Genomic DNA, 22,728 nt, shown 5'->3' on the forward strand with positions numbered 1-22,728 from the left:
ACACGACCTTTATGACAGCATCGAAAAAGGGGATTATCCGCGCAGGAACCTTGACGTGCGGGTCATGCCGTAAAATAGCCCTAACACTCACTTTGTTAGCTTTGCAACCTTCAACCTCAAAGGAGAACGAAGATGAGCGAAAACAGCAAGTGTCCGGTAACAGGCAGAACCAGCAAACAAGTAGCCGGCGGCGGTATGTCCACCCGGGACTGGTGGCCGAACCAGTTGAACCTTCATATTCTGCACCAGCATTCCGCCAAGTCCAATCCCCTGGGCGAGGATTTCAACTACGCGGAAGAATTCAAGAAACTCGATCTGGCCGCCCTGAAGAAAGACCTGTACGCCCTGATGACCGACTCGCAGGAGTGGTGGCCGGCCGACTGGGGTCACTACGGGGGGCTCTTCATCCGGATGGCGTGGCACAGCGCAGGCACCTACCGCATGGGCGACGGCCGCGGGGGCGGGGGGTCCGGTAATCAGCGCCTTGCCCCCCTCAACAGCTGGCCGGACAATGTGAACCTCGACAAGGCGCGCCGTCTGCTCTGGCCGATCAAGCAGAAATACGGCAACAAGATCTCCTGGGCCGACCTGATGATCCTCGCCGGCAACTGCGCCCTAGAGTCGATGGGCTTTAAGACCTTCGGCTTCGGCGGCGGCCGCAAGGACATCTGGGAGCCGGAAGAGGATGTCTACTGGGGTGGTGAAGAGGAATGGCTGGCTACGAGCGACAAGCCCAAGAGCCGTTACAGCGGTGACCGGGATCTGGAAAATCCCTTGGCGGCCGTGCAGATGGGCCTCATCTATGTGAACCCGGAAGGTCCGGACGGCAAACCGGATCCGGTTGCCTCCGGCCGTGACGTCCGCACAACCTTCGCGCGCATGGCCATGAACGACGAAGAGACCGTGGCGCTGGTCGCCGGCGGCCACACCTTCGGCAAGTGTCACGGCGCCGGCCCTGCGTCGCATGTGGGCCCGGAACCTGAAGGCGCTCCCATCGAAGAGCAGGGTCTCGGCTGGAAGAGCAGCTTCGGTAGCGGCAAGGGCGGCGATACCATCAGCAGCGGCATCGAGGGTGCCTGGAAGCCGAACCCGACCACCTGGGACATGGGCTATCTCAAGGTGCTGCTCAAATACGAGTATGAACTGGTCAAGAGCCCGGCCGGCGCGCATCAGTGGCTGGCCAAGGACGTGGACGAAGAGGACATGGTGGCTGACGCGCACGACCCCTCGAAGAAGCACCGGCCGATGATGACCACGGCGGATCTTTCGTTGAAGTTCGATCCGATCTACGCGCCCATCGCACGGCGCTATCTGGACGACCCCAAGGAGTTTGCGGATGCCTTTGCCCGGGCGTGGTTCAAACTGACCCACCGCGACATGGGCCCGCGTTCGCGCTATCTCGGCCCGGAGGTCCCGGCGGAGGACCTGATCTGGCAAGACCCGGTGCCCGCAGTCGATCATGGGTTGATCGACGCCAAGGACATCGCGGACCTCAAGGCCAAAATCCTTGCCTCGGGCCTGTCGATCTCCCAACTGGTCTTTACCGCCTGGGCGTCGGCCTCCACGTTCCGAGATTCTGATAAGCGCGGCGGTGCAAACGGGGCGCGTATTCGTCTTGCCCCGCAGAAGGATTGGGAGGTCAACCAGCCGGCCCAACTTGCCACTGTGCTGCAGACCCTTGTGGGCATCCAAAAGAGGTTCAACAGCGCGCAGTCGGGCAAGAAGAGGGTGTCGCTTGCCGACTTGATCGTCCTGGGCGGGTGCGCAGGTGTCGAGCAGGCTGCAAAAAATGGCGGTTACGAGGTCACCGTTCCCTTCACGCCGGGACGCACGGATGCGTTGCAGGGGCAAACCGATGTGCAGTCATTCGGTGTACTCGAGCCGAAAGCAGACGGGTTCCGCAACTACCAGAAAACCAAATACGCCGTAAGGGCAGAGGAGATGCTGGTTGATCGGGCGCAACTGCTGACGCTCACCGCTCCTGAGATGACGGTCCTCGTTGGCGGCATGCGGGTCTTAAATGCCAACTTCGGACAGTCCCAACACGGCGTCTTCACCAAGCGGCCGGAGACGCTCACCAATGACTTTTTCGTGAATCTGCTCGACATGGGCACGACCTGGAAGCCAACCCCTGCAGACGAAGAGGTGTTCGAGGGGCGTGATCGCGTCAGCGGCCAACTCAAGTGGACCGGTACCCGCGTGGACCTGGTTTTCGGCTCCAACGCGCAGTTGCGCGCCCTGGCCGAGGTCTATGCCCAGGACGATGCGAAGGAAAAGTTCGTGCGCGACTTCGTCGCAGCCTGGAACAAGGTCATGAACCTGGACCGCTTCGACCGTATCTGATCGTGGCATAACGGTTATGGCTCCTGACCGGGAGAAAAAAACAGCAAGCTGACCTCCGGTTCAGCGGCAGCGGGATGCCGCTGAACCGGAGCGATCCCCGCAGGGTCTCTCGCCTGGGTAGTTCCCGGCCCAACTCCGCATTGCCTCTTTGGCGTAAGCGTGCTAGAAGGGAGGATCGACTCCGTTTAACCAGGGACTCCCTATGCGTCGCCAGATACTGCTCTCCATCACCATCCGGTTTTTCATCTACTTCACGCACTGGCTGGTGCTGGCCTATCTGCCCCTGCTTCTCAAGGGCTATGGCTTGAGCGACTTGCAGATCGGCATGGCCATCGGCCTTTTTTCCCTCTCCTCCATGGCGCTGATGCTGCCGCTGGGACTGTTTTCCGATATCTTTTCGCCCAAACGGACCATGCTCTGCGGCGCGCTGCTCTATGGGGGATATTTTGCTGCCCTCCTGATTGCCCGCTCCTTTGGTTGGGTTCTGGCGGCGGTGTGTGTCGGGGGGTTGGGGAGCGCGGCCCTGGTGGTGGTGAGCGAATCCCTCTACCTCAAGCATTTCGGCCAGATCCAGCGGAGCCGGAGGGTGGCGACCTACCAGTTGAGCACCTATCTGGGCTTCGGCCTTGGTCCCCTGGTGGGCGGCTTGGTGGTGCAAATGTCCTCGCCCACCCTGTTATTCTCCCTGGCCATGGCTGGGGCCGGGGCCATTTTTTGTCTCTCGCTGTTTTTGGTCGATTATGAGCCCATTGTCTTTTCTTTTAAGGAATACAGCGGGGATATTCTCCGGTTCAAGCCCCTGCTGCTGCTCGCCTGCCTTTTTGTGCTGGGCACCCATTTCGGGGTGGAGCAGACCTCTTTTTCCCTGCTGCTGAAAGAAAAGTTCGGGCTGCTTCCCCGGCAGATAGGCCTGGTCTTTGCCTGCATGGGGTTGTGGATGGCCCTGGCCGTCCCCTTGGTCGGCAGGTTTCACGACAAACGGAGATCGGTGTTCCTCTTCTTTCTCGGGGGCATGGCCTTTTCTGCGCTGTTTCAGGTGCTGACCCCGCTGGCTGTCGGCATCCGGAGCCTGGTGGTCATCCGCTTGCTCCACAACCTGGGCGATACGGTGGCCTTGCTGGAGTTGGGGGTGTTGGTGGCGCTGCTTTTTCCTTCCGGGCGGCTGGGCGGCAACTCCGGCCTGCTCTACGGGGTGCGCACCCTGGCCACCTTTCTTGCCGCAGTGGTGTCCGGGAGCCTGAACCGGGAGTGGGGCTATGGCGCATCCTTCATGGGAAGCGGCCTGTTTGTCCTCTGTTTTGTGGCGGGCAGCTTTGCCTTTATCGGGTTCAGCGCAACGCGGCGGCAGGCGGTGGGTTGGCAGGAATCTGAAAAATGAGAAGTGAGAAGGCGGCGAGTTCGTATGTTCATTTCTTTGCTTGCCCAAAGAAACGAACCAAAAAAAAGGCCCCCTGTGTCCCTTGTCCCGCCGAAGGCGGGATGCCCTGTGCTCCTCGATGCTGCCGGGGCTTTGCAAACTCGCTGCGCTCAAACAGTGCAAATCCCCTTTTCGGCAGCCTCTCCGGTGCTCGGCTGCGTGCCAATGGGATTTTCCTTTCCCCCATTTGTCCTGCCGCGCCTCGCAGACGGGGGCGGAAAAAGACGCGGGAACTGTCTGAGGGCGAAGCCCGAGTTTTTCCGCGTCCCGCTCCCGGCGAGAAGTAAGGGAAGCCCGCAGGGCCAGGACTGGCTGGGGTGCCTTTTTCTTGTTTCTTCTTTTGGGCACGCAAAAGAAGAAAGAGCGAATAACAGCAAAATGAGCGTTATTTTTCCCGAAATCTCCGGGCTACTTTTTAAAGGACCATCACCATGAACGAACACCCAAAACGATTCAAGCTGGCCCTGGAGTTTGACGGCGGCCGATACAGCGGCTGGCAGAAGCAGAATGACGCCAAAAGCATTCAGGGCAGCCTGCTCAAGGCGGCGGCCGAACTTTTTGAAGGAGAGATGGATGTGCAGGGCAGCGGCCGCACCGATACCGGGGTGCACGGACTGCGGTTTGTCGCCCATCTGGAGGCGCATACCGAGCACAGCCCCAAGGAGATCGGGGAACGCTTGAACGAACTCCTGCCCAAGGATATCGCCATTTTGGAATGCAAAAGGGCAGGGGCGCGCTTCCATGCCCGGCACAACTGTATCGGCCGCAGCTATCTCTACCAGATTGCCAAGCGCAAGACCGCCCTGGGCCGGGATTATGTCTGGCAGATTGCTGAGCCCCTACACGCCGGCTTCATGCAGGAGGCAGCGACCCTTATGGTGGGGATGCACGACTTCACCTCCTTCACCGACCTGCAGGTGATCAAGAAGAAATCCCCGCTGGTCATGGTCAGCAAGGCCCAGATCGCGGAAACCGAGGATCTCATCCTCTTTCGCATCGTGGGCTCGCATTTTCTCTGGAAGATGGTGCGTCGCATTGTCGGGGTGCTGGTCGAGGTGGGCAAGGGGCAGCTTACCGTGGCCGAGGTGGGGCAGTTTTTGGAGAAGCCGGTGGTGCTGAAAGAATACACCGCCCCGAGCCAGGGGCTGTTTTTTGAACGCGCCTTTTACGACCAGGAGGAGCTGGATGGCTTCCTGGTCGAGGAGGTCTTGCAGCCGGCTTTTTTCTGATCGTTTTTTTTTCTGTGCGTGCTTATTGTCTGATAAAGCGTAAAAAAATATCAGAAAGGTGATCGCATGAAGATGATCTGGCAGATAGTGGAGAACGCGTCCCTTCTTCTGTTGGGCCTTGCTCTGGTGAGCCTGTTGAGCGCACCGGGGGCAGGAGCGGCGGAAAAAACCAAAAAGGCGATCTTTGCCGGGGGTTGCTTCTGGTGCATGGAAAAACCCTTTGAGCAGCTGGACGGGGTATTTTCGGTCACCTCCGGCTACATCGGAGGGCGGACGGCAAACCCCACCTATGAGAACTATGGGGCCGGTGGGCATCTGGAAGCGATTGAGATCGTCTATGATCCGGCCAAGGTCAGCTATACGAAGCTGCTGGATGTTTTCTGGCGTCAGATCGATCCCACCGACAGCGCCGGCCAGTTTGTCGACCGGGGCCACGCCTACACCTCGGGCATCTTTTATTTGGACGAAGAGCAGAGGCAGCTGGCCGAGAAATCCAAAAGCGAGCTGGCCGCACGCAAGGTCTTTGCCAAGCCCATCGTGACCCCGATCCTGGCGGCCACCACTTTTTATCCGGCGGAAGAGTACCACCAGGATTATTATAAGAAGAACCCCATCCGCTACCGTATCTACCGTGGCGGTTCCGGCAGGGATCAATTTCTGGAGAAGATCTGGGGGGATGAGGGGAGAGCTGCCAAGAAATGGAGCGAGGCGGAATTGCGCAAGCGGCTCACCCCCTTGCAGTACAAGGTGACCCAGGAGGAGGGCACTGAACCGGCCTTTCACAACGAATTCTGGGATAACAAGCGGCCCGGCATCTACGTGGATATTGTTTCCGGCGAGCCCCTGTTCAGCTCCCTGGACAAGTTTGACTCGGGCACGGGCTGGCCGAGCTTCACCAAGCCGCTCTCTCCGGGAAGAATCGTCGAGCATGAAGACCGGAAGCTCTTCACCACCCGGACCGAGGTGCGCAGCCGGGAAGCCAACTCGCATCTGGGGCATGTCTTTGCCGATGGCCCGCCGCCCACGGGATTGCGCTACTGCCTCAATTCGGCAGCCCTGCGGTTTGTTCCCGTGGCCGAGCTGGCAAAGGAAGGCTACGGGGAATTTCTCCCGCTTTTCCAGAAAAAACAGTAAGCGACCACAGGGCACTGCTTGTCCCCCTCCCTTGACGGGAGGGGGTCTGGGGGTGGGTGAGAAGCCGAACGTGCCGGATTATCGGGAGTTCCCCCCTCCCTGACCCTCCCCGCAGGGGGGAGGGAATTGATTCAGCGCAAACTCAGTCGTGATTGTGGTCGTGATTGCAGCCGCATCCGCAGCCCTGCGGCTTGTGGAAACTCGCCAACCCCTCGGCGATCTTGTCCTTGAGCTCGGGCGGGGCGTTATCCAGGCAGTAGATCAGGGCGGCCTCCTGCTCGTCGCTGCCCGGGGTGGCGGTCATGCAGATGTGCAAGGCCTGTTCAAATGATTCGAATTCCATGGTCTTTTCTCCCAAAAACGCATTGTAAGCAATTGACTTTCCGCAGCCAGAGTTACCCGGTCTTTTCCTGGATTGCAAGAGAAGAAAACAGGCGGTTGAGCGAGGGCTGGAAATGGGGCAGGGTTTTGCCTTGCCCCTGGCATTTCCGCGTTTTTCGGTGTATCATCGCATGTCCATGGGGAGGCGGGATTTTCGCCTGCTGCAAATAAATTCCTGCTGCGCGAGGTTATGGTGTTGGAACCCTTTGTTTATCAGAAAAACAACAGTTACTTCGCCCAGGTCGCGGAGAATGTCGAGCCCCTTGCCGAGCGCGAGCTGGCGGCCTTAGGCGCAACCCAGATCAACCCGGTGTACCGGGGCGTCTATTTCACCGCCACCCCCGAGGCCCTGTACCGGATCGTCTACCAGACCCGGCTCTGCACCCGGGTGCTGGCCCCGCTCCTCCATTTTGACTGCCACAGCACCAAGTATCTCTACAAAACCGCGCTGACCATCCCCTGGGTCGAGCTGTTCGACCGCGAGCAGACCTTTGTCATCACCGCCACGGTGAGCGACAGCAAGATCACCCATTCCCAGTACGCCTCGCTCTGTCTCAAGGACGCCATCGTCGATCAGTTCCAGGAGAAATTCGGCGCCCGGCCCAACGTGGACAAGCGCAACCCCGATCTGGTTTTCAACCTCCATATCCACAAAAACACGGCGGTGATCAGCCTCGACGCCTCGGGCGCCTCCCTGCACCGGCGGGGCTACCGCCAGGAGTCGGTGGAAGCGCCCATCCAGGAATCCCTGGCTGCGTCGATCATCGACCTGACGGAGTGGGACGGCGAGCGCACCCTGATCGACCCGATGTGCGGTTCGGGCACTTTGCTCTGCGAGGCGTTGATGCGGTATTGCCGGATTCCCGCCTCGTATCTGCGGGAGAGCTTCGGCTTCATGCGCTTTCCCGACTTTGAGCCCGAGACCTGGCAACGGGTGAGGAGCGAGGCGGATGCGCAGATCCGCGACCTGCCCGAGGGGCTGATTATGGGCAGCGACGCCGCAAAACTGGCGGTGAAGGCGGCGCGGATCAACCTGGGCCAGTTGCCCTCTGGCAAGAACGTGGAGGTGTACGCCAGCCGCTTCCAGGAACTTGAGCCGATCAGCAACGCGGTCATCGTCTCCAACCCGCCCTACGGGGTTCGCTTGGGCGCCCAGGAAGAGGCCGCGGCCCTGGTGGGGGAGCTGGGCAGTTTTCTCAAGCATAAATGCACCGGCTCCACGGCCTATCTCTATTTCGGCGACCGGGAACTGGTGAAGAAGATCGGCCTCAAGCCCGCCTGGAAGAAGCCGCTGAGCAACGGCGGGCTGGACGGGGTTTTGGCCAAATATGAGATGTATTAAGGCGTAAGCTGGTACAGGGCTGGCGCCTGGCTGTTGCCCCAAAGAGTTGCAGATTTGTATCGATACTTGTATTGTAATACCATAAATCTATCGATAGGGGTGTATCATGCAAACAGTGACAGTCTCACCAAAGTTCCAAGTAGTTATTCCCCGCGAGGTACGGGAAGCATTGCATCTTCGCCCTGGGCAAAAAATGCAGGTTGTCGAATATGCAGGGAGAATTGAACTTATTCCTGAGCGGGACATCGCAGATCTTCGAGGATTCCTTAAAGGCATCAACACTGATTTTGAGCGAGAGAATGACAGGATATGAACATTGTTGATTCTTCAGGTTGGCTGGCATATTTCGCCGACGAGCCTTCAGCAAAACATTTTCAAATTCCCCTGCAGGATATTGAGTCACTTGTTGTCCCATCCATCACTATTTACGAAGTATCGAAGGTGGTTCTGCGAGAATCCGGAGAGAATGAAGCATTGCAAGCTGTCGCGGTAATGCAAAAAGGTTCTGTTGTTGCGCTTACAACAAGATTGGCAATTGCCGCATCCAGAATAAGCCTGCAATACAAGCTGCCAATGGCTGATAGTATCATCTTTGCCACCGCCATGGACAGCAATGCAACAATTTGGACCCAAGATATACATTTCGAGAATATTCCTGGCGTCAATTATTTCCAGAAATAAGAATGGCAGGGGGGGCATGGATGTCACCGGAATTCTCGACAATTAAGTACGGTGTCCCTGGAATTCAGCTTGCACCTCAATAGAACATCATCCGCAAAACACCACTACGCTTAGCACCTTTTCTGCTTGACCTGACACAGGCATTTCCCTATCGTGGTTTTTTAATTCGAGAAGAATTGACCGAATGTTTGATGATTCTTCTTTCCAGCCAGGAACGGGCCACCCAAAAATAAATCTGCCTCCTTTTTCTTAACACTCTAATGGGGTCATATGTAATGAGGCTTCTTAAATATCTGACTATTTTACTAATCATTTTCTGTCAAGGGTGTACGCCCGCCAAGGCCGAAGAAGCTGATGATGTGGGTAGTTGGCAACCAACTATTACTACCAAAATTTTTGGGTATTACCTCATAAACAAGCTCCCTGTCGGATATTTGTCGTCGCCAATTAAATCGAGCACGGCGCCAGACGGTTCTTCTTTTTCGGCATTGTTTGCAAGGGTTGCGGACACGCCGTCAACATGGCAAGAAATGGTTTCTATCGAAGCCTATAAAGGGTTTGCTACTTATCCAAACTCCACCCCCAAAACCTTCCTTGACTACATAGCCAAAGGGAAATCAAAATTTTGTGAGAAGTCTTTCTACAAAAATATGGGAGATGAGCGAATTGGCGAGTTTTCAGCCTCTACGATGCTTCGTGGTTGTGGCTATGTCCAATCTCCTTCCGTTGGCATGAAAATCGGTGAAGCTTACTATGAATTGTACATTGCCGTGGCAGGAAAGCGCGATATGTATCTGCTCTCACGCTTTTTCAAAACATCCGTCTACGATCCTGAAACTTTCTCTTTGTCGCCAGAGAAAATTTCGGAGATTAAAAGTTCACTAATGCCTATTGATACTTGTGAGAAAGTCGAGGCGAACAAGTGTGTAGACCGATAGCTTGTCGCTGCATTCGATTGAGATCAAAGGGGACGTTGTTGATTCGTTGACTAGCGGTGGGCCGACTCACCGCCATCCTGCACCAAGCTGGGATCACACCCGGAGAAGAAAGCTCTGGGGCGCGTGGAAGTCGGGCCTCTCTTTCGGGTGGGCGATGGCCCAGTAGCTCAGCCGGGAATCCCGGTGCTGGAGAACTCCGCTGACCCCAACCCGGAGGGGGGCCTTGTCTTCATGGAGGTTGCCAACCGTAAGCTCGGCGGTTAGAGAGAAACTGACCGGTGTGCGGGTTGTTTCGATATGTGGTTCGGCAATCCGCTCTTCCTGGCGCATTCCAGTCCGGTAATCAGTAAAGGCGTAAACATTCCAGGCCCCGGTCGGGGCAAGGTTCAATTCCCAGTAGTTTTTTTCTCCTTCTTCAGCCCAGAACATCTCCAGGCAGGTTGATTGCCACAGGTTGTCGCCCCGTGCCCACTCAGTAGCGGCCGGGAGGACAAGATCGTCCAGATTCCCTTGCAGGAGAAAGGATAGCACAATGGTCTTGGGCGTACGCTCGATACTGCCCTCGATGCTTACGCCGCCGGAATCCTGGCCGGGAAAGGGTTGCAGGCGGAAGGCGGTCATGGTTTTTGGCAATCCCGGACGATATTTTTGATCTCCGCCTCCTGCGCCTCGATGCTCTGGCAGAGGGCGAACTGAACCATGGCCCGGTGCAGGTTCTGGCCCGGCCTTCTGATCCGGAAATACACATCCCCGGCCAGATGGTCGGAAAAGAAGCGCAACCCCAACTCGAAGGCGATGAGCCGGACGGCGTCGTAGATGTAGCGATAATCGGCAACGGAAAAAAACGGGGCGACCTGGGGCAGGTATCCCCGCAGGATGGCACCGCAGTAGGCGAGGTTGAACGAGACCTCGGCCAGGGGAGCCTCTTCGCCAGCCCCATTGCAGCAGGAGCGGAGGCAATCGCCGATGTCGTAGTGGAGCAGGCCGGGTTTGACGGTGTCCAGATCGATGAGGCTGATGGCCTCACCGGTATCGCGGCTAAAGAGGATGTTGGCCAGCTTGGGATCGCCGTGGATCGGGCAGGGGTGCAGCTCTCCCCGCAGGCGTGCGGCTTCGAGCACCTCGGACGCTTCTTTTCTTTCGGCAATAAAGCGGTGGCAGAAAAGCGCTTGCTCCGATTGGTCCGGCCGGGGAGGGGAGGCGGCCAGAGCCTCGTATGCCGCCAGATATCCGGGGGTGACATGGAAGCCCGGCAGGGTGTCGTGCAGCAGATGCGCGGGCAGGTCGTGGATCAGGGCATGGAAAAAGCCCAGTGCCCGGCCCGCTTCTTCGGCCTGGGACTCACTTTTGATAGTGTCGAAGGTCTGGGTGTCGGCGATAAAGGTTTGGGTCCGCCATAAGGCCCCGTCCTCATCTCGGCAATAATCAGCGCCGCTTAGGCTGGGGATGATGCTCGGCAGTTCCCAGCGATGCTCGGGGTGCGCCAGCAGTTTGGGGCGGACATGGTTGTCAAGAGCCCGCAGGTTGTGCATGATCTGTTCTGGTTGCGGGAACACTGCGGGATTGAGGCGTTGCAGGATAAAGTCCAAGGTGCTCTGACCGCCTGCAACCCGGACCAGATAGGTGTCGTTCACATTGCCGGAGCCGTACTCGTCCACGGAGAGTACCTCGCCGGGAAAGGCGAACTGGCGGGCGATGGCGGCAGGATCGGTCACGGGGGAAGTCCGTTTCAGCGGAACAGGTAGTGCTTGCGCACCGCGGTATGCACCTGCCACTGGCAATCCAAGCCCTTGGGAAAGGTCACGTAATCGCCGGGAACGATGTGCGCGGTCTGGTCCGCAGTGGTTACGGTGATCTCGCCTTCCAGGATATAGCAGGATTCTTCCTGGTCGTAATGCCAGGGAAAGGCCGAGGGCTCGCACTGCCAGATCGGCCATTGGTCCAGGCGCAGGGCCGCGCGTTTTTTGGGGGAGAGCTTTTCAATGGTGATGGGCATGGGGATTTCCTTGGTCAATGTTCATGGAATGGCTGTTGTTAACAGATAGCCGTGGGCTCTCTCTTTGTCAATTCCTAAGACCAGGGGGTTGAGGTAGGGCTTGCTAAAAGAAATATCCCCAGATATAAAAATGGAAGCAAGGGGATGATTCGGCAATCACGGTCGCAGATTGGCAGGCCTGCCTGGGCCACAAGGGGGAAGATGATGACTGGCGGGTTTCATGAGAAAAGAAGAGAATCGCGGGTGTATTTTTCTCCGGGAGAAAATATTTGTGGGGTCTTCGTTTTTCCTGATTTCGGGCAGTTTTCCTTTTCCGCCTTGGTTCTTGATTTGAGTCTGGGGGGAGTGCACTTTACCGTGAAACGGGAGGAGTGGAATTCCTTGGAGCTTGGGCGCCAGCTCGTTCTTGCCCGGCTCAGCAACGGGGAGGAGGTTTTCTGCGACAGGGCCATGCCGCTCACGGTGCGCTGGGTGCTGGATCTCCCGATGGTGAGCAATGTCAGTGTTGGCTGCGAGTTTGACGGGTTGACGGAAGGGGATCGGCTGATGCTGCAGTCTTTTTTGGCGGGGAACCGGGTTGCCGGCCAGGGCAGCGAATGCGACAGGCCTTGCTGATCGCGCTTTCCCGCTGGTTCACGGACCTGGCAAACAGGCTGAGGAAATCATCTTCGTTTGGGAACAGATCGTCGGGAACCAGTTCTTGTCCCATCTCCAGCGCGGCCCGGTAACGCGCGCAAGCGCGAAAGTCTCCAGCGCAATAAAGTCCTGCCAAATATTCGCGTATCTCTTTCCCCTCGTCGTGCACAGCGAAAAAACCGCACTGTTTTATAAAATTACAGACCATATGGGTTCCCCTTTCTTTGCCAATGCCAGGAACGCCCGCCAGGGCGCGTGGGGCTTAATACTGGCACTGTACCCGAGCGGGAAAGGGAAATATATGGGGGGAAGTCGGTAAACCGCAGTGGGGGAAGGTCGGTATTGGACCGGGGGATCAGGTGATGCCGAGAACCTTGAGAGGGTTGATCCGCCAGCGTTTGGCGGATTCATAGCTGATGATGCGGTCGCCGCCGCCCTTGCCATTGGGTTTGGAGAGATCGATGTCTTTCTGGCTGACCGCCCAGTCGTGCTTGGTGTCATAAATGAGGCGAACCACGGGGCGCAGCAGGTTGTCGGTCGATTCCACCACCACTCCGAGCATGCCGCTTTCCAGCTGAACCAGGGTGCCGGCCGGATAGACGCCGATGCAGCGGATAAAGCGGTGCACCAACCCTTCGTTGAAATGGCTGCGGCTCCAGCCATAGAGTTTGCGCAGCACCTCGACCTGGTCGATGCCGTTGCGGTAACAGCGGTCCGAGGTCAGGGCGTCGAAGACATCGGCAATGGAGGCCATCTGTCCGCCCAGGCTGATAGCGTCAGCGGCAAGGCCGTGGGGATAGCCGGTGCCGTCGAACCGTTCATGGTGCTCCATGGCTATCTGGGCCGCAGGCACGGGAATGTTGTGGCTGGTGGCCAGAATTTCTTGGCAATGGATGACGTGCTGCTGGATTTTCTTAAATTCCTCATCGTTGAGGGCGCTGGGTTTATTGAGGATGGCGAGGGGCACGGCCATCTTACCCACGTCGTGCAATAGTCCGCCAAGACCGATGGCCCGAGTGGTCTCCTGGTCAAAGCCCATGGCTCGGCAGAAAGCCAGGAGCAACACGCCCACGCTGACCGAATGGTCGAAGGTGTATTCATCCTTCTTGCGCAACCGCATGAGCAGAAAGAGCGCGTCCTTGTTGTGGCAGATGGAGTTGTCCAGCTCACCCACCGCCGCTTTGGCCTCCCTGGTCTGGACCTTTTTCCCGGTCTGCACGGCGGCAAGGATGTTTTGCGCGGCCTGGCTGGCCCGCTGCCGTACTTTTTCGGCCCGGACAAGCTCATGGCGGATCGGGATATGCTTGAGCTCGCGGTCAACCCGCGCTGTTTGCGGGGTGACAATGCGCTCGAATTCCACGGGCGGCGGGGGCCTTTCCAGTCTGACTGGGGCGGGATCAGGGTTGTGGCCGATTTCGATGTAGACGTGGGTGACGCCCCAGGTTTTGAGGCGTTCTATCTCGCCGTGGCTCTTGACCATTTTGCTGTTGAAGATAAAGGGGTGGTGCAGCCAGCTGCAATCAAAACGCTCGATATGCATACCGGGCTGGACTTCTTCGAGGGGGACCTTCTTGATCATGATGGCGCTCGACCTGACGGCATTGGCGTTATGATTTCAGGGCAGATGAATGGCTCCACTCCCATCAATATACGCCAAGGCCCAGCGGGGAGCAAGAAGGTTGCGTCCACGCCCAAGGCAAAATGAGGAGGCCGGATGGTCTCGGCCCCCTTTTTACAGGCCCAGGATTTTGCCTTGCCGGATAAAGGTGGGGATGGCGAGATATTTTTCCTGGGCAAGGTTCCTCGGCATTCTGGGGGCTATTTCGCAGAGCGGGGATTTTTTTTCGCCTTGCCCTCTCCCCTGCGGCACAGTGAAGAAAGAGGTTGCGACACACCGGTTGAGGGCGATGAGAAATCCGTGGGTGAAGCCATGATTTTTGTAAGACATTGTTTTCCTCCAGATGAAATGTTGGGTTGTGTTTTCTTCTGAAGTGAGCCTATCATGGCGGGTAGGACAAATGATGTCCCACCCGTGAAACTTTTTTTAAAATAAAGATATGGCAAAAGACAAGACCCAGCTTTTACGATTGCTGTTCATAGACCGCAAGATCCGCGAGGGGATGCGCACCGGAATCATGGCGAACTGCAGCTCCATGGCCGCCGAATACGAGGTGAGCCCCAAGAGTATCCTGCGGGATATCGACTATTTGCGGAGTCAGCGCGATGCCCCCATTGCCTACGACGCCACGGTCCGAGGCTATTATTACACCGAGGAAAATTACGCCCTGCCCGCCATTTCCCTCAACGAGAGCGATCTGTTCGCCATCTGCATTGCGGAAAAAGCCCTACGGATGCATGAAGATACGCCCATCTACCGCAAGCTCCAGAAGGTGTTTCGGAAAATAGAGGAGTCCCTGCCGGAGAAGGTTTCCATCCACCCGGCCTGGGTGGAAGACAAGCTCTCGGTGATCCCGGAGCGGCAAACCAAGCTGGAGCCGGAGGTGTGGGAAGCCGTGTCGGCGGGCCTGAGCAAAAACCAGACGCTGGCCATTTCCTACCGCAAACCCGGGGGGCAGGAGAGCACGGAGCGGCGGGTTGATCCCTACCATCTCGTGCGTTACCAGGGGGAGTGGTACCTCATCGGCCATTGCCATCGGCGGGATGCGATTGTGACCTTCGCCATGTCCAGAATCGAAACGGTCCTGCTGCTTGAGAAAAGATTTTCCGTGCCCGAGGATTTTGACCATGCGCGCTATGGCGGGAGCCAGTTCGGTATTTTCAGCGGGGAGCGCGAAGTCTTGGTGAAGATTTGGTTTTCCAGGGAGCATGGCCCCTATGTTTTGGAGCGGGAATGGCATCCCCAGCAGACCGTGGTTCGGAAAAAAGACGGCAGCGTGGTGCTCGGTTTCCCGGCCCTCCATCTCTATGAGGTCAGGCGTTGGATCCTCTCCTGGGGAAGCGGGGCAAAGGCCCTTGCCCCCAAGGAATTGGTCGTTTCGGTGCACAAGGAGCTTGCCGCCGCGCTGGCTGATTACGGCAGGGATAAGATCGGGGGCAAATCGTGAGTATGGCAGGGCAAGGGGTTGTGGCCCATGCTCTTCCCCTGGCGGGGTGGATTCTGCTCGTGTTTGTTCTGGGGGGGATTTCCGGCTGTGGCGGGCTCCGGCAGGAAGATGCGGGCCTGCCGAAGACAGCCTCGGGCAAAGAATTGGCCCTGCTGGGACATACCATCCAGGTCGGGGCCTTTGCCAAACTGGACAATGCGGTTCGCCTCATGCAGAAACTTGATGCCCTGGGGCTTGACGCCTATTATTATCGCCATGCCAGCGGGTTGTATAAGGTGCGCTTCGGGAATTATCCGTCGCGGAAAGAAGCGGAGGCCCGGGCCGTGCAGCTGCGGAAAGCCGGGGTGATTGAGGCATTTTATCTGGTTGCGCCGGGAGAATTTGCCGCATCCCGGTTCCGGCACCATCAAGACGGGGCCTTGCGGAAGATGCTGGTGAGCACCGCGGAGGGTTTTCTCGGTATCCCCTATGAATGGGGCGGGGAGTCGGCGGAAACGGGGTTTGATTGCAGCGGATTGGCCATGACCATCTACAAGCTCAACGGTCTCAATCTGCCGCGTAATTCCCTGGCGCAGTTCCAGACGGGAAGCCCGGTGCGCCGGGAAGATCTGGCGCCGGGGGATCTGGTGTTTTTTGCCACCAACGGGGATTCGGCGGTGTCCCATGTGGGGATCTATACCGGAAATGGGAAATTCATCCATGCGCCCAAAAAAGGCGATGCCATTCGGCAGAGTTCGCTGCGCAACGGCTATTTTGGCGGGTGCTACGTGGGGGCACGGACCTATCTGGACAAGGATGGTTGACCCGGCTCCCGTTGTGCCGGGCACGATCTTTAAATGATTTTGCGTCGTGGTTAATACTGCTATCTTTGAATAACGGTTAAAGAAAAAAAGAGAGAATACCGATAGTTGTGGTGTCGGTGTTGAGCGAAAATGAGCGTAAGCGACCAAGAATCAAAAAAGGGAATCGTCGATGCAGAAGTGGCAGATAAACGGAACCGTTCAATGGCTGTGCGAGGACTGCGCCAAGGCCAATTCCCATGTGTTTTTGCTGTACCAGCATCAATGGCTCGGCGAGGAAAAAGATCTTGCCGCCTCCTGTGATTGCTGCCGGTGCAAAGATGTGACCGTTGCCCGCCTGGGCAAGATGCGCTGGTTACTCTACCCCTTTCTCTGTCTGGCGCCACGGCAGTGGCCAGCCATGACCAGGGCGGTGCGTCGGGTAAAGTGAAGGGTCGGAGCCGAACCTGTGTCAGGCTCGGCTCCGACAAACGCTGGGCGGGTTTTTAGGAGCTGTTACGGAATATTTCTGCTTTCCTGGTGATCGGCATTTACCTTGCTTCGTTACGGCTCCTTGTAAGCGGCGACGGCTTACCGGATGGCCTTTTTCAGATCGAGACCGATGGCGCCGGTGATTATGGCCCCCCGGAGATTGGCCTGTTCGAGGTTGGCTCCGGTCAGGTCGGCCCGCTCAAGATTGGCCCCGGCCAAGTCGGCTCCGGCCAGGTTGGCCCCGGAGAGGTCCGCAGCCGTCAGATTGGCGCCTTTGAGGTTTGCCCATTTGAGGTTGGCCTTGACCATGTTGGCATTGCTCAGGTTGGCTCCGGCCAGGTTGGCCCGCATCAGGCTGGCTTCGGCCAGATTGGCGCCCGGCAGGTTGCAGCCCGGGCAGTTCTGGCTCATACCGCGGTAGATCATGCCCAGATCCCGGCTGGCTGCCTGCGGGTTGGCGGCTTGGTTGGTCTCTTGGATTGTGGGGGTTGATACCGGCGGCGCGGCCGCCGGTTCTTCGATCACCACATCGGGAGAGGCTGTGGCGCTAGCCTGTTTGGCCGGTTGTTTTTGGGCGCTTGTCGTGTTTTTGCCTGCTTGCCCGCGTTTGACACCCTTGGTAACGGTGAAATAACTCGATTTTATGCCGGTGGATGTGTAGAGGTTATACTCTTCGCCCTTGCGAAACACCGTGTAACATATCTGTTCGCCAAAGCCCCAGCGTCTGAATTGCAGGCAGAGTCTGTCATTTTCCGTTGACCATACCCCCTCGTTTTTCTCCGTCTTGCTTTTTACGGCGTACATTTTGCCATTGCCGTACATCTCGATGACCGCGGTCTCGCCATATTCATAAATGGAAATGGTGTTGTCGGAGAGGATTTCAATCAGTTCCGCCCCGGTGATTCTGGTTCCCGCCCCTGAGGGGGCTTTTTCCAGGGCATCTTTCGTTTCTTTCGTGCCGCAACCGGCTACGAGAAAAAGAAGCATGGTCAAGAGCAAGAAAGAATAACGGAATTGGGCGTTCAATGGTCTCTCCTCGTGTTTAACAGCATCATCATTTGGAATACGGCAACGGGCTGGCCGGCAAAATTTTTCCTTTTGCGGAAACGCGGCCATATCCACGCCCCGGAAAGTGGGTGGCATGGCGCTGGCGATCCTGCCATCTGTTGCGTTTGCGGTCCTCTTGGACACATCGTTAATTAGTACCTGAAAAAAAAACAAAACGCCATGCCCATTGTGTGAAAAACCTTGTTTGTCGAGACGAGTAATTGTTTTTCAACTGGAAATTCCGTTCTTGAATTGATATAAGGGAAAATTGCGCCATTGTCTGGAATCGTGAGCGGGAAATGTTCTCCCGAAGGCAGATGGAGTATTACCCTTGCAACTGGTTTTTAGAAGAGGTTTCCCGATGGTGAAAACCCTGGCAACGACAGACAACAGCCCTGCTCAATTCATGATCCGCCTGGCCTTGGGGGTGGTGATCTTTCCCCACGGCGCGCAAAAGGTTTTCGGCTGGTTCGGCGGGCCTGGCTATGGCGCAACGGTCACGGCGTTTTCCGCCCTGGGCTTTCCCTTCTGGGCCATTATTCTCTTGATGGTCTCCGAGGTATGCGGTTCGCTGTTGCTGGTGCTCGGCCTTTTTACCAGGGTCTGGGCCCTGGCCATCGGCACGGCCATCGCCATCTGTCTGAAGATGAATCATCTGCAGCATGGTTTTTTCATGAACTGGTTCGGGCAGCAGCAGGGGGAGGGGTATGAGTACCATATTCTGGTGCTGGGGATTGCCCTGGCCCTTGTTTTGCGGGGCGGTGGCATGTTCTCCCTGGATCGGGTGCTCGCCAGGGATAGACGGCGGGGCGGGATTACGCTCTGATTGCGTTTACTGGATCTTATGCGCCTTCGGCGCGTCATACAGGCTCTGGACCTCATGCTCCGTTTCCAGTTCCGCCATCTTGGCCAAGGCTTCCTCCTCGCTCATCCCTAAGGTTTTCGCAAGTTTCTTGATGTCGTACAGGGGCTCTCCCTGATCGGTGTACCCGATGGGGGTAAGTTCCGGGAAAAACTCGCCGGTCGCCATGCTGGAGGCCTGGCTGATCATCTCCCGGATCGCCGGCGGGCCAAAAAGAAACAGCCATTTCACCGCCTCGGCCCAGACCTTGCCGTCCACATTTTCGCTGTGCAGAACCTCAAGCGCCATACCCAGGTCCCATTCATCCTTGAATGCCGTCATTGTTCTCCTTTTCTTCCCATTTTCATCGTCCCGCCAGGATATGCTTTAGGGATTCGATCACCTTGCTGGCCTCTTTTTTGGAAAGAGTCCCTGTCTCTGCGGCTTTGTAGTATTTCTTTAGAAAATTGGCGTAATGCGTCGCATCCCAGGCAAGATCCTCCACAAGATGTTTGATGTACATCCTTTGCCGGAAGGTGATGCCTTCCCGGCTGGCGCGATAATGCCCGCTTCGGGCGAAATAGCGCATGAGCCTTTGAAAGCCTACGTCGTCCAGATCCTTGGCCGAGCGGACCCCTGCCACCTTTTCCAGGGTGTCGCGGTATTTCTGGTCGCTGACCCCCAGTTCCTTTTTGACAATATGGATGACGGCGAGTTTTTTATGATCCAGCACGGCGCCCTTCTCCTCAGGTCAGATGTTGCTCCGGTTGGCTTCAGGCAAGGCCGCGCCGGGCAAGGTCTGTAAAAAACAGTTCCTCACTCTGGAACAGATGGGTTTTAAGGCCAAGGGCTGCCGCCCGTTCAATATGGCCCGGGTTGTCATCCACAAAGAGGGTGTCTCGGGCTTCGATCTTGAGGGTTGCGAGGATGTCGGTGAACAGGCTTGGTTCGCGTTTGCTTTTCCCGAGATAATAGCTGTTGAAGACCCGGCTGAATTCCTGAAAAAAGGGCTGCCGCTTATTGAGGCGGTCGAGCCAGTCGGTCTGGTCGCTGAGAATGACCGGGTTCACCCCCTGCTCCCTGAGAGCACGGACCGCGCCAAGCATTCTGGGGCGCAGGGTAAAGCGGCTGAGGATGGTCTCGGTCAGCGCCCGGTCTTCGCCCTTGATGCCGGTTTGGCTGCGGAGCAGCTGCCAGTACGCGTGCTCCGTGGATTTGCCCGTTACATAGCCGCAACCGTAGATGGCTTCGGCGGCGGTATGGAAAAAAGAAGCCGGGTCAAGACCGTTTTCCCTGGCGATGACCCCAAGCCCCAGGGTGAAACCCTCTTCGGCCAGGACTCCGCCATAGTCGAAGAGGATGGTGGTGATGGCGGAGGTGCGGGGCATGGCTCAACCGGCGGCGAGAAGCCGCCGGATCCTTTCCTGCATGGGCGGGTGGGTGCTGAACAGGTTGGCCATGGCTCCGGCGGAGAGCGGGTTGACGATGTACATCTGGGCCGTGGCCGGGTTGACCTCCAGGGGGTGGTGATGGTTCGCGTCTTCCAGGCGCTTAAGGGCGCTGGCCAGGGAGGCCGGGTGGCCGCAGATTTGGGCGCCGGTGGCGTCGGCCAGGTATTCGCGGCTGCGGGAGATGGCCATCTGGATCAGGGCCGCAGCAATGGGGGCGATGATCATCATCAGGATGGCACCGATCATTCCGCCGCCGCTCTCCTCGTCATCCGAGCTGCGGCCCATGCCGAAGAGCATGGCCCATTGGGTCATGGTGGCCAGGGAGCTGATGGCCCCGGCCATGACCGCGGCCATGGAGCTGATCAGGATGTCCCGGTTCTTGATATGGGCCAGTTCATGGGCCAGAACGCCTTCCAACTCATCGCGACTGAGAATAGCCATCAGCCCTCGCGTAACGGCCACCGCCGCATGGGCGGGGTTTCTCCCCGTGGCAAAGGCGTTGGGGGTGTCGCTGTCAATGATATAGACGCGGGGCTTGGGGAGTCCGGCCCGCGCGGCAAGCCCGGCGACCAGGGCATGCAGGACCGGCGCCTCGCTCTGCTCCACCTCCCGGGCCCCGCCCATTTTCAGGGCCAGCTTGTCGCTGAACCAGTAGGCGAAAAAATTCATGGCCAGTGCCAGGAGCAGGGCCACGGTCATCCCGCTCTGGCCGCCCATGGCCTGGCCGGCCACCATGAAGAGGGCGGTCAAGGCAGCCATCAGCATCCCTGTTTTTACGGTATTTCCCATGTGGCGATCTTCGTTGCGCATTGTGGGTATGTTCAGCCGGGCCCAAGGCCCGGAGGTTGTCAGGGAATATAATTCGAGCTGCATCCAAGTCAAGGGTCTCTGGCTTAGAAAATCTCAGCGCGGCAGGGGCCATTCCTGTTCGCGGGCCTCGGCAAGATAACAGAACCGGTCCCACTCCACTTCCCGGCCGGAAACCGGGCATCGGAGCTGGACCTTGCGTTCGCTCAGGCCGATCACCTGCCAGTCTCCGCTGCGCGGACCCCCGGCAATGTGAATTCTCTGGCCGATGACAAAGGAAAAGGGGGTGAAAACAGAGACCTGATGGAGGGGCATGGCAAGGGTCCTTTTGGTTGGGGGTATTAGGGCAGGTAGACGAGCAGAGCCCCGCTTTTTTCCCGGTCCTTTTTTTCCCAGAGATAGGCGAGGATCGTGCCCTCGCTTTTCATGATCTTGAGCCGGGCTTCAATGACATCTTTGAGTACCGAGCCTTCCGGAGAATGGAGGCCCTTGCCGGTTATGATCGTGACGGTTTTCAGGTGATTGCGGAAGGCCCGGGAGAGAAAATTCTCCGTTTTTGTCTCCGCCTCGGCTGCGGTGCAGCCATGGAGATCGATGCGGTCCTGGGGAGGGGGAGAGTTTCTGATCGCGGCCTGCAGCGACTGGGCAGGGGTTGGCAGCTCTTCTTTTTCCGTAAGAATCTCGGCCAGGGTTGTGGCGGGAATGGTGTGTGCCAGCGCGTCGGCAAAGCTGTCCGGGAGGGCGTCTTCCTGGTCACGGGAAAAGAGGACGCCCAGATCATCGCTGGCCGTCAATTTGCGGATGGACTTTTTTCCCGTTTTGCCCCTTGGGGGGTTGGGGGCGGGGTCTGATTGCCGTAGGGGGCGTTTTTGTTTGGGCATGGGTTTTTGCAAGGGGAATAGGGGGTAAGGATGAAAGCAATGCCTGCACCCAAATATGCATAGCGTTTTTCTTGGGAAGAGACAAGAGGCAAAAAAATAGCCCGGTAAAAGCCTGGGGCATAAAGGGTTGTGGGTATCCCCCTTGAAAAGGGCAAAAAAAATCTGGTTTGCCTGTGGCATTCCTGTTACTCTTTTTGGAAGTCTCAACGAATTTCCCTCCTTTTCCGAGGAGATAGTTTTCCGCGCCTGGGTGGGTTTTAGGCGGGCGCGGGTAAAGTTTTACCGCCGGACCGCAAACGAAAGGGGCTTCTGCCGCATGGATAAACAGATACATTTTATTGTGACCAGCGAACGGGGGCAAATCCGTTCGTTTGCTGTATCCAGACAGACCCTGAAGCTTGTGTCCGGGGTCTGTTGTTTTCTCGTCCTTGGCAGCGGGGTTGGCTGGTTTTCTTCCGGAGAGAACCTCGTCCTGCGCGAGCGGATTGCGACAATGCAAAAGGATCTGGCGGTCACCGTCGCCTCGAACACAAACCTACAGGCGCGAACCGCCAAGCAGGAGCAGGAGCAGCAAGCCCTGCTGAACAACGCCCTGACCGACCTGCAACACAAGAGTCAGGTTATCGAATCGATCCTCGCCTCGGTGGGGGTGAATCTTGAGGTCCGTGAGAGCAAGAAAGGCGCGGGCGGACCTTTTACCCGGTTGCCGCAGGATTCTTACGAAGGCCTCACCCTGAAGGTGGACCACTACCTGGAGACTATCCAGTCCGTGCCCCTGGGCGCGCCTGTCCGGGGAACCATTACCTCCCGGTTTGGTGGGCGGCTTGATCCAATCAATGGGGAACCCGCCTTCCACAGTGGGGTCGATATCAAAAACAATCCCGGCACCAAAATCATTGCCCCGGCGGATGGCGTTGTCGTTGCCAAGGGCTATGACAACGGCCATGGCAATTTTGTCGCCATAGATCACGGCAACAGATTCCAGACCAGCTATCTCCACCTGCAGAAGGATTTTGTCAAGCCGGGGGAAACCGTGGCCAGGGGACAGGTCATCGGGTTGGTGGGCAACTCGGGGAGGAGCACGGGGGCTCATCTGCATTATGAAATCAAATACCGGGACAAGTTGATCGACCCGGTCAAATTTATCCAGGTAAATCCCCGCGCCGCTGCAGTGTCGGCCCAACAATAGGGATGCAGCCCGGAACTCTCGTCCGGAGTGAAATTTTTTAAGCCGTTGGAAATATGGCTTCCACTTGATGGCAAAACAG

General features: G+C 57.5%; 27 protein-coding genes. 15 read left to right on the forward strand and 12 right to left on the reverse strand.

The features are described from left to right. Positions 1 to 132 precede the first annotated feature (132 nt). The 4 genes from katG (at position 133) to msrB (ending at position 6,123) form a co-directional block, all read left to right on the forward strand. Positions 133 to 2,343, forward strand: a complete 2,211-nt coding sequence (katG, locus tag ACZ46D_RS00410) for a catalase/peroxidase HPI (RefSeq protein WP_464928065.1) — start codon at positions 133 to 135, stop codon at positions 2,341 to 2,343. 202 nt (positions 2,344 to 2,545) lie between these two features. Beyond that, positions 2,546 to 3,721 (forward strand): MFS transporter, encoded by a 1,176-nt coding sequence (locus tag ACZ46D_RS00415; RefSeq protein ID WP_464928066.1) that lies wholly within the window; start codon positions 2,546 to 2,548, stop codon positions 3,719 to 3,721. A 470-nt stretch (positions 3,722 to 4,191) separates the two neighbouring features. Then, complete coding sequence (gene truA / locus ACZ46D_RS00420) at positions 4,192 to 4,989, forward strand: tRNA pseudouridine(38-40) synthase TruA (RefSeq protein ID WP_464928067.1); 798 nt, start codon at positions 4,192 to 4,194, stop codon at positions 4,987 to 4,989. Positions 4,990 to 5,055: 66 nt separating this feature from the next. Continuing rightward, positions 5,056 to 6,123, forward strand: a complete 1,068-nt coding sequence (msrB, locus tag ACZ46D_RS00425; RefSeq protein ID WP_464928068.1) for a peptide-methionine (R)-S-oxide reductase MsrB — start codon at positions 5,056 to 5,058, stop codon at positions 6,121 to 6,123. Between the two features lie 142 nt (positions 6,124 to 6,265). Here the strand turns inward: msrB and ACZ46D_RS00430 are convergent, their stop codons facing one another. After that, positions 6,266 to 6,466 (reverse strand): hypothetical protein, encoded by a 201-nt coding sequence (locus ACZ46D_RS00430; RefSeq protein ID WP_464928069.1) that lies wholly within the window; start codon positions 6,464 to 6,466, stop codon positions 6,266 to 6,268. Positions 6,467 to 6,694: 228 nt separating this feature from the next. On the opposite strand from ACZ46D_RS00430, the gene ACZ46D_RS00435 reads away from it, so the two are divergent. From ACZ46D_RS00435 to ACZ46D_RS00450, 4 genes are all read left to right on the forward strand, one after another. Continuing rightward, positions 6,695 to 7,846, forward strand: a complete 1,152-nt coding sequence (locus ACZ46D_RS00435) for a THUMP domain-containing class I SAM-dependent RNA methyltransferase (protein ID WP_464928070.1) — start codon at positions 6,695 to 6,697, stop codon at positions 7,844 to 7,846. A 106-nt stretch (positions 7,847 to 7,952) separates the two neighbouring features. Further along, positions 7,953 to 8,159, forward strand: a complete 207-nt coding sequence (locus ACZ46D_RS00440; RefSeq protein ID WP_464928071.1) for an AbrB/MazE/SpoVT family DNA-binding domain-containing protein — start codon at positions 7,953 to 7,955, stop codon at positions 8,157 to 8,159. Beyond that, the gene (locus ACZ46D_RS00445; RefSeq protein ID WP_464928072.1) at positions 8,156 to 8,527 is read left to right on the forward strand and encodes a PIN domain-containing protein; all 372 of its coding nucleotides are present in this window, start codon (positions 8,156 to 8,158) and stop codon (positions 8,525 to 8,527) included. The genes ACZ46D_RS00440 and ACZ46D_RS00445 overlap by 4 nt, the downstream gene beginning before the upstream one ends. Positions 8,528 to 8,802: 275 nt before the next feature. Further along, complete coding sequence (locus ACZ46D_RS00450) at positions 8,803 to 9,465, forward strand: hypothetical protein (protein WP_464928073.1); 663 nt, start codon at positions 8,803 to 8,805, stop codon at positions 9,463 to 9,465. Between the two features lie 93 nt (positions 9,466 to 9,558). On the opposite strand, the gene ACZ46D_RS00455 is transcribed toward ACZ46D_RS00450, so the two are convergent. The 3 genes from ACZ46D_RS00455 to ACZ46D_RS00465 are packed head-to-tail and all read right to left on the reverse strand — an operon-like array spanning position 9,559 to position 11,461. After that, positions 9,559 to 10,086 carry a DOMON-like domain-containing protein gene (locus ACZ46D_RS00455; protein ID WP_464928074.1) on the reverse strand — a complete coding sequence of 176 codons (528 nt, stop codon included), beginning with the start codon at positions 10,084 to 10,086 and terminating at the stop codon, positions 9,559 to 9,561. Further along, complete coding sequence (locus ACZ46D_RS00460; protein WP_464928075.1) at positions 10,083 to 11,180, reverse strand: phosphotransferase enzyme family protein; 1,098 nt, start codon at positions 11,178 to 11,180, stop codon at positions 10,083 to 10,085. The genes ACZ46D_RS00455 and ACZ46D_RS00460 overlap by 4 nt, the downstream gene beginning before the upstream one ends. 14 nt (positions 11,181 to 11,194) lie before the next feature. Further along, positions 11,195 to 11,461: a cupin domain-containing protein gene (locus ACZ46D_RS00465; RefSeq protein ID WP_464928076.1), complete on the reverse strand. Its 267-nt coding sequence runs from the start codon at positions 11,459 to 11,461 to the stop codon at positions 11,195 to 11,197. Between the two features lie 201 nt (positions 11,462 to 11,662). On the opposite strand from ACZ46D_RS00465, the gene ACZ46D_RS00470 reads away from it, so the two are divergent. Further along, on the forward strand, positions 11,663 to 12,076 hold the full coding sequence (locus ACZ46D_RS00470) for a PilZ domain-containing protein (RefSeq protein WP_464928077.1): 414 nt from the start codon (positions 11,663 to 11,665) through the stop codon (positions 12,074 to 12,076). 376 nt (positions 12,077 to 12,452) lie between these two features. On the opposite strand, the gene ACZ46D_RS00475 is transcribed toward ACZ46D_RS00470, so the two are convergent. Then, positions 12,453 to 13,676, reverse strand: coding sequence for an HD-GYP domain-containing protein (locus ACZ46D_RS00475; RefSeq protein ID WP_464928078.1), 1,224 nt, complete (start codon positions 13,674 to 13,676; stop codon positions 12,453 to 12,455). Positions 13,677 to 13,811: 135 nt separating this feature from the next. On the opposite strand from ACZ46D_RS00475, the gene ACZ46D_RS00480 reads away from it, so the two are divergent. The 4 genes from ACZ46D_RS00480 (at position 13,812) to ACZ46D_RS00495 (ending at position 16,392) form a co-directional block, all read left to right on the forward strand. After that, complete coding sequence (locus tag ACZ46D_RS00480) at positions 13,812 to 14,087, forward strand: hypothetical protein (protein WP_464928079.1); 276 nt, start codon at positions 13,812 to 13,814, stop codon at positions 14,085 to 14,087. A gap of 67 nt (positions 14,088 to 14,154) precedes the next feature. After that, the gene (locus ACZ46D_RS00485) at positions 14,155 to 15,162 is read left to right on the forward strand and encodes a helix-turn-helix transcriptional regulator (RefSeq protein ID WP_464928080.1); all 1,008 of its coding nucleotides are present in this window, start codon (positions 14,155 to 14,157) and stop codon (positions 15,160 to 15,162) included. A 2-nt stretch (positions 15,163 to 15,164) separates the two neighbouring features. Next, complete coding sequence (locus tag ACZ46D_RS00490) at positions 15,165 to 15,965, forward strand: NlpC/P60 family protein (protein ID WP_464929239.1); 801 nt, start codon at positions 15,165 to 15,167, stop codon at positions 15,963 to 15,965. A 169-nt stretch (positions 15,966 to 16,134) separates the two neighbouring features. Beyond that, complete coding sequence (locus ACZ46D_RS00495) at positions 16,135 to 16,392, forward strand: hypothetical protein (RefSeq protein ID WP_464928081.1); 258 nt, start codon at positions 16,135 to 16,137, stop codon at positions 16,390 to 16,392. A gap of 140 nt (positions 16,393 to 16,532) precedes the next feature. Here the strand turns inward: ACZ46D_RS00495 and ACZ46D_RS00500 are convergent, their stop codons facing one another. Then, a complete protein-coding gene (locus ACZ46D_RS00500) occupies positions 16,533 to 17,459 on the reverse strand; it encodes a pentapeptide repeat-containing protein (RefSeq protein WP_464928082.1) in 927 nt (308 codons plus the stop codon). A 382-nt stretch (positions 17,460 to 17,841) separates the two neighbouring features. Between ACZ46D_RS00500 and ACZ46D_RS00505 the strand changes: the two genes are divergently transcribed. Further along, positions 17,842 to 18,306: a DoxX family protein gene (locus ACZ46D_RS00505; protein WP_464928083.1), complete on the forward strand. Its 465-nt coding sequence runs from the start codon at positions 17,842 to 17,844 to the stop codon at positions 18,304 to 18,306. A 6-nt stretch (positions 18,307 to 18,312) separates the two neighbouring features. Here the strand turns inward: ACZ46D_RS00505 and ACZ46D_RS00510 are convergent, their stop codons facing one another. The 6 genes from ACZ46D_RS00510 to ACZ46D_RS00535 form a co-directional block, all read right to left on the reverse strand. Then, a complete protein-coding gene (locus tag ACZ46D_RS00510; protein WP_464928084.1) occupies positions 18,313 to 18,663 on the reverse strand; it encodes a hypothetical protein in 351 nt (116 codons plus the stop codon). A gap of 22 nt (positions 18,664 to 18,685) precedes the next feature. Beyond that, on the reverse strand, positions 18,686 to 19,054 hold the full coding sequence (locus ACZ46D_RS00515) for a phage protein GemA/Gp16 family protein (protein ID WP_464928085.1): 369 nt from the start codon (positions 19,052 to 19,054) through the stop codon (positions 18,686 to 18,688). A gap of 40 nt (positions 19,055 to 19,094) precedes the next feature. Beyond that, complete coding sequence (locus tag ACZ46D_RS00520) at positions 19,095 to 19,709, reverse strand: HAD family hydrolase (RefSeq protein ID WP_464928086.1); 615 nt, start codon at positions 19,707 to 19,709, stop codon at positions 19,095 to 19,097. A gap of 3 nt (positions 19,710 to 19,712) precedes the next feature. Then, the gene (gene htpX / locus ACZ46D_RS00525; protein WP_464928087.1) at positions 19,713 to 20,561 is read right to left on the reverse strand and encodes a zinc metalloprotease HtpX; all 849 of its coding nucleotides are present in this window, start codon (positions 20,559 to 20,561) and stop codon (positions 19,713 to 19,715) included. A 114-nt stretch (positions 20,562 to 20,675) separates the two neighbouring features. Further along, positions 20,676 to 20,894 carry a hypothetical protein gene (locus tag ACZ46D_RS00530; protein WP_464928088.1) on the reverse strand — a complete coding sequence of 73 codons (219 nt, stop codon included), beginning with the start codon at positions 20,892 to 20,894 and terminating at the stop codon, positions 20,676 to 20,678. Between the two features lie 26 nt (positions 20,895 to 20,920). Continuing rightward, positions 20,921 to 21,460, reverse strand: coding sequence for a Smr/MutS family protein (locus ACZ46D_RS00535; protein ID WP_464928089.1), 540 nt, complete (start codon positions 21,458 to 21,460; stop codon positions 20,921 to 20,923). 316 nt (positions 21,461 to 21,776) lie between these two features. Between ACZ46D_RS00535 and ACZ46D_RS00540 the strand changes: the two genes are divergently transcribed. Further along, the gene (locus tag ACZ46D_RS00540; protein WP_464928090.1) at positions 21,777 to 22,649 is read left to right on the forward strand and encodes a M23 family metallopeptidase; all 873 of its coding nucleotides are present in this window, start codon (positions 21,777 to 21,779) and stop codon (positions 22,647 to 22,649) included. Positions 22,650 to 22,728 lie beyond the last annotated feature (79 nt).

It is taken from the genome of Thiovibrio sp. Mzg5 (genome assembly GCF_055379285.1).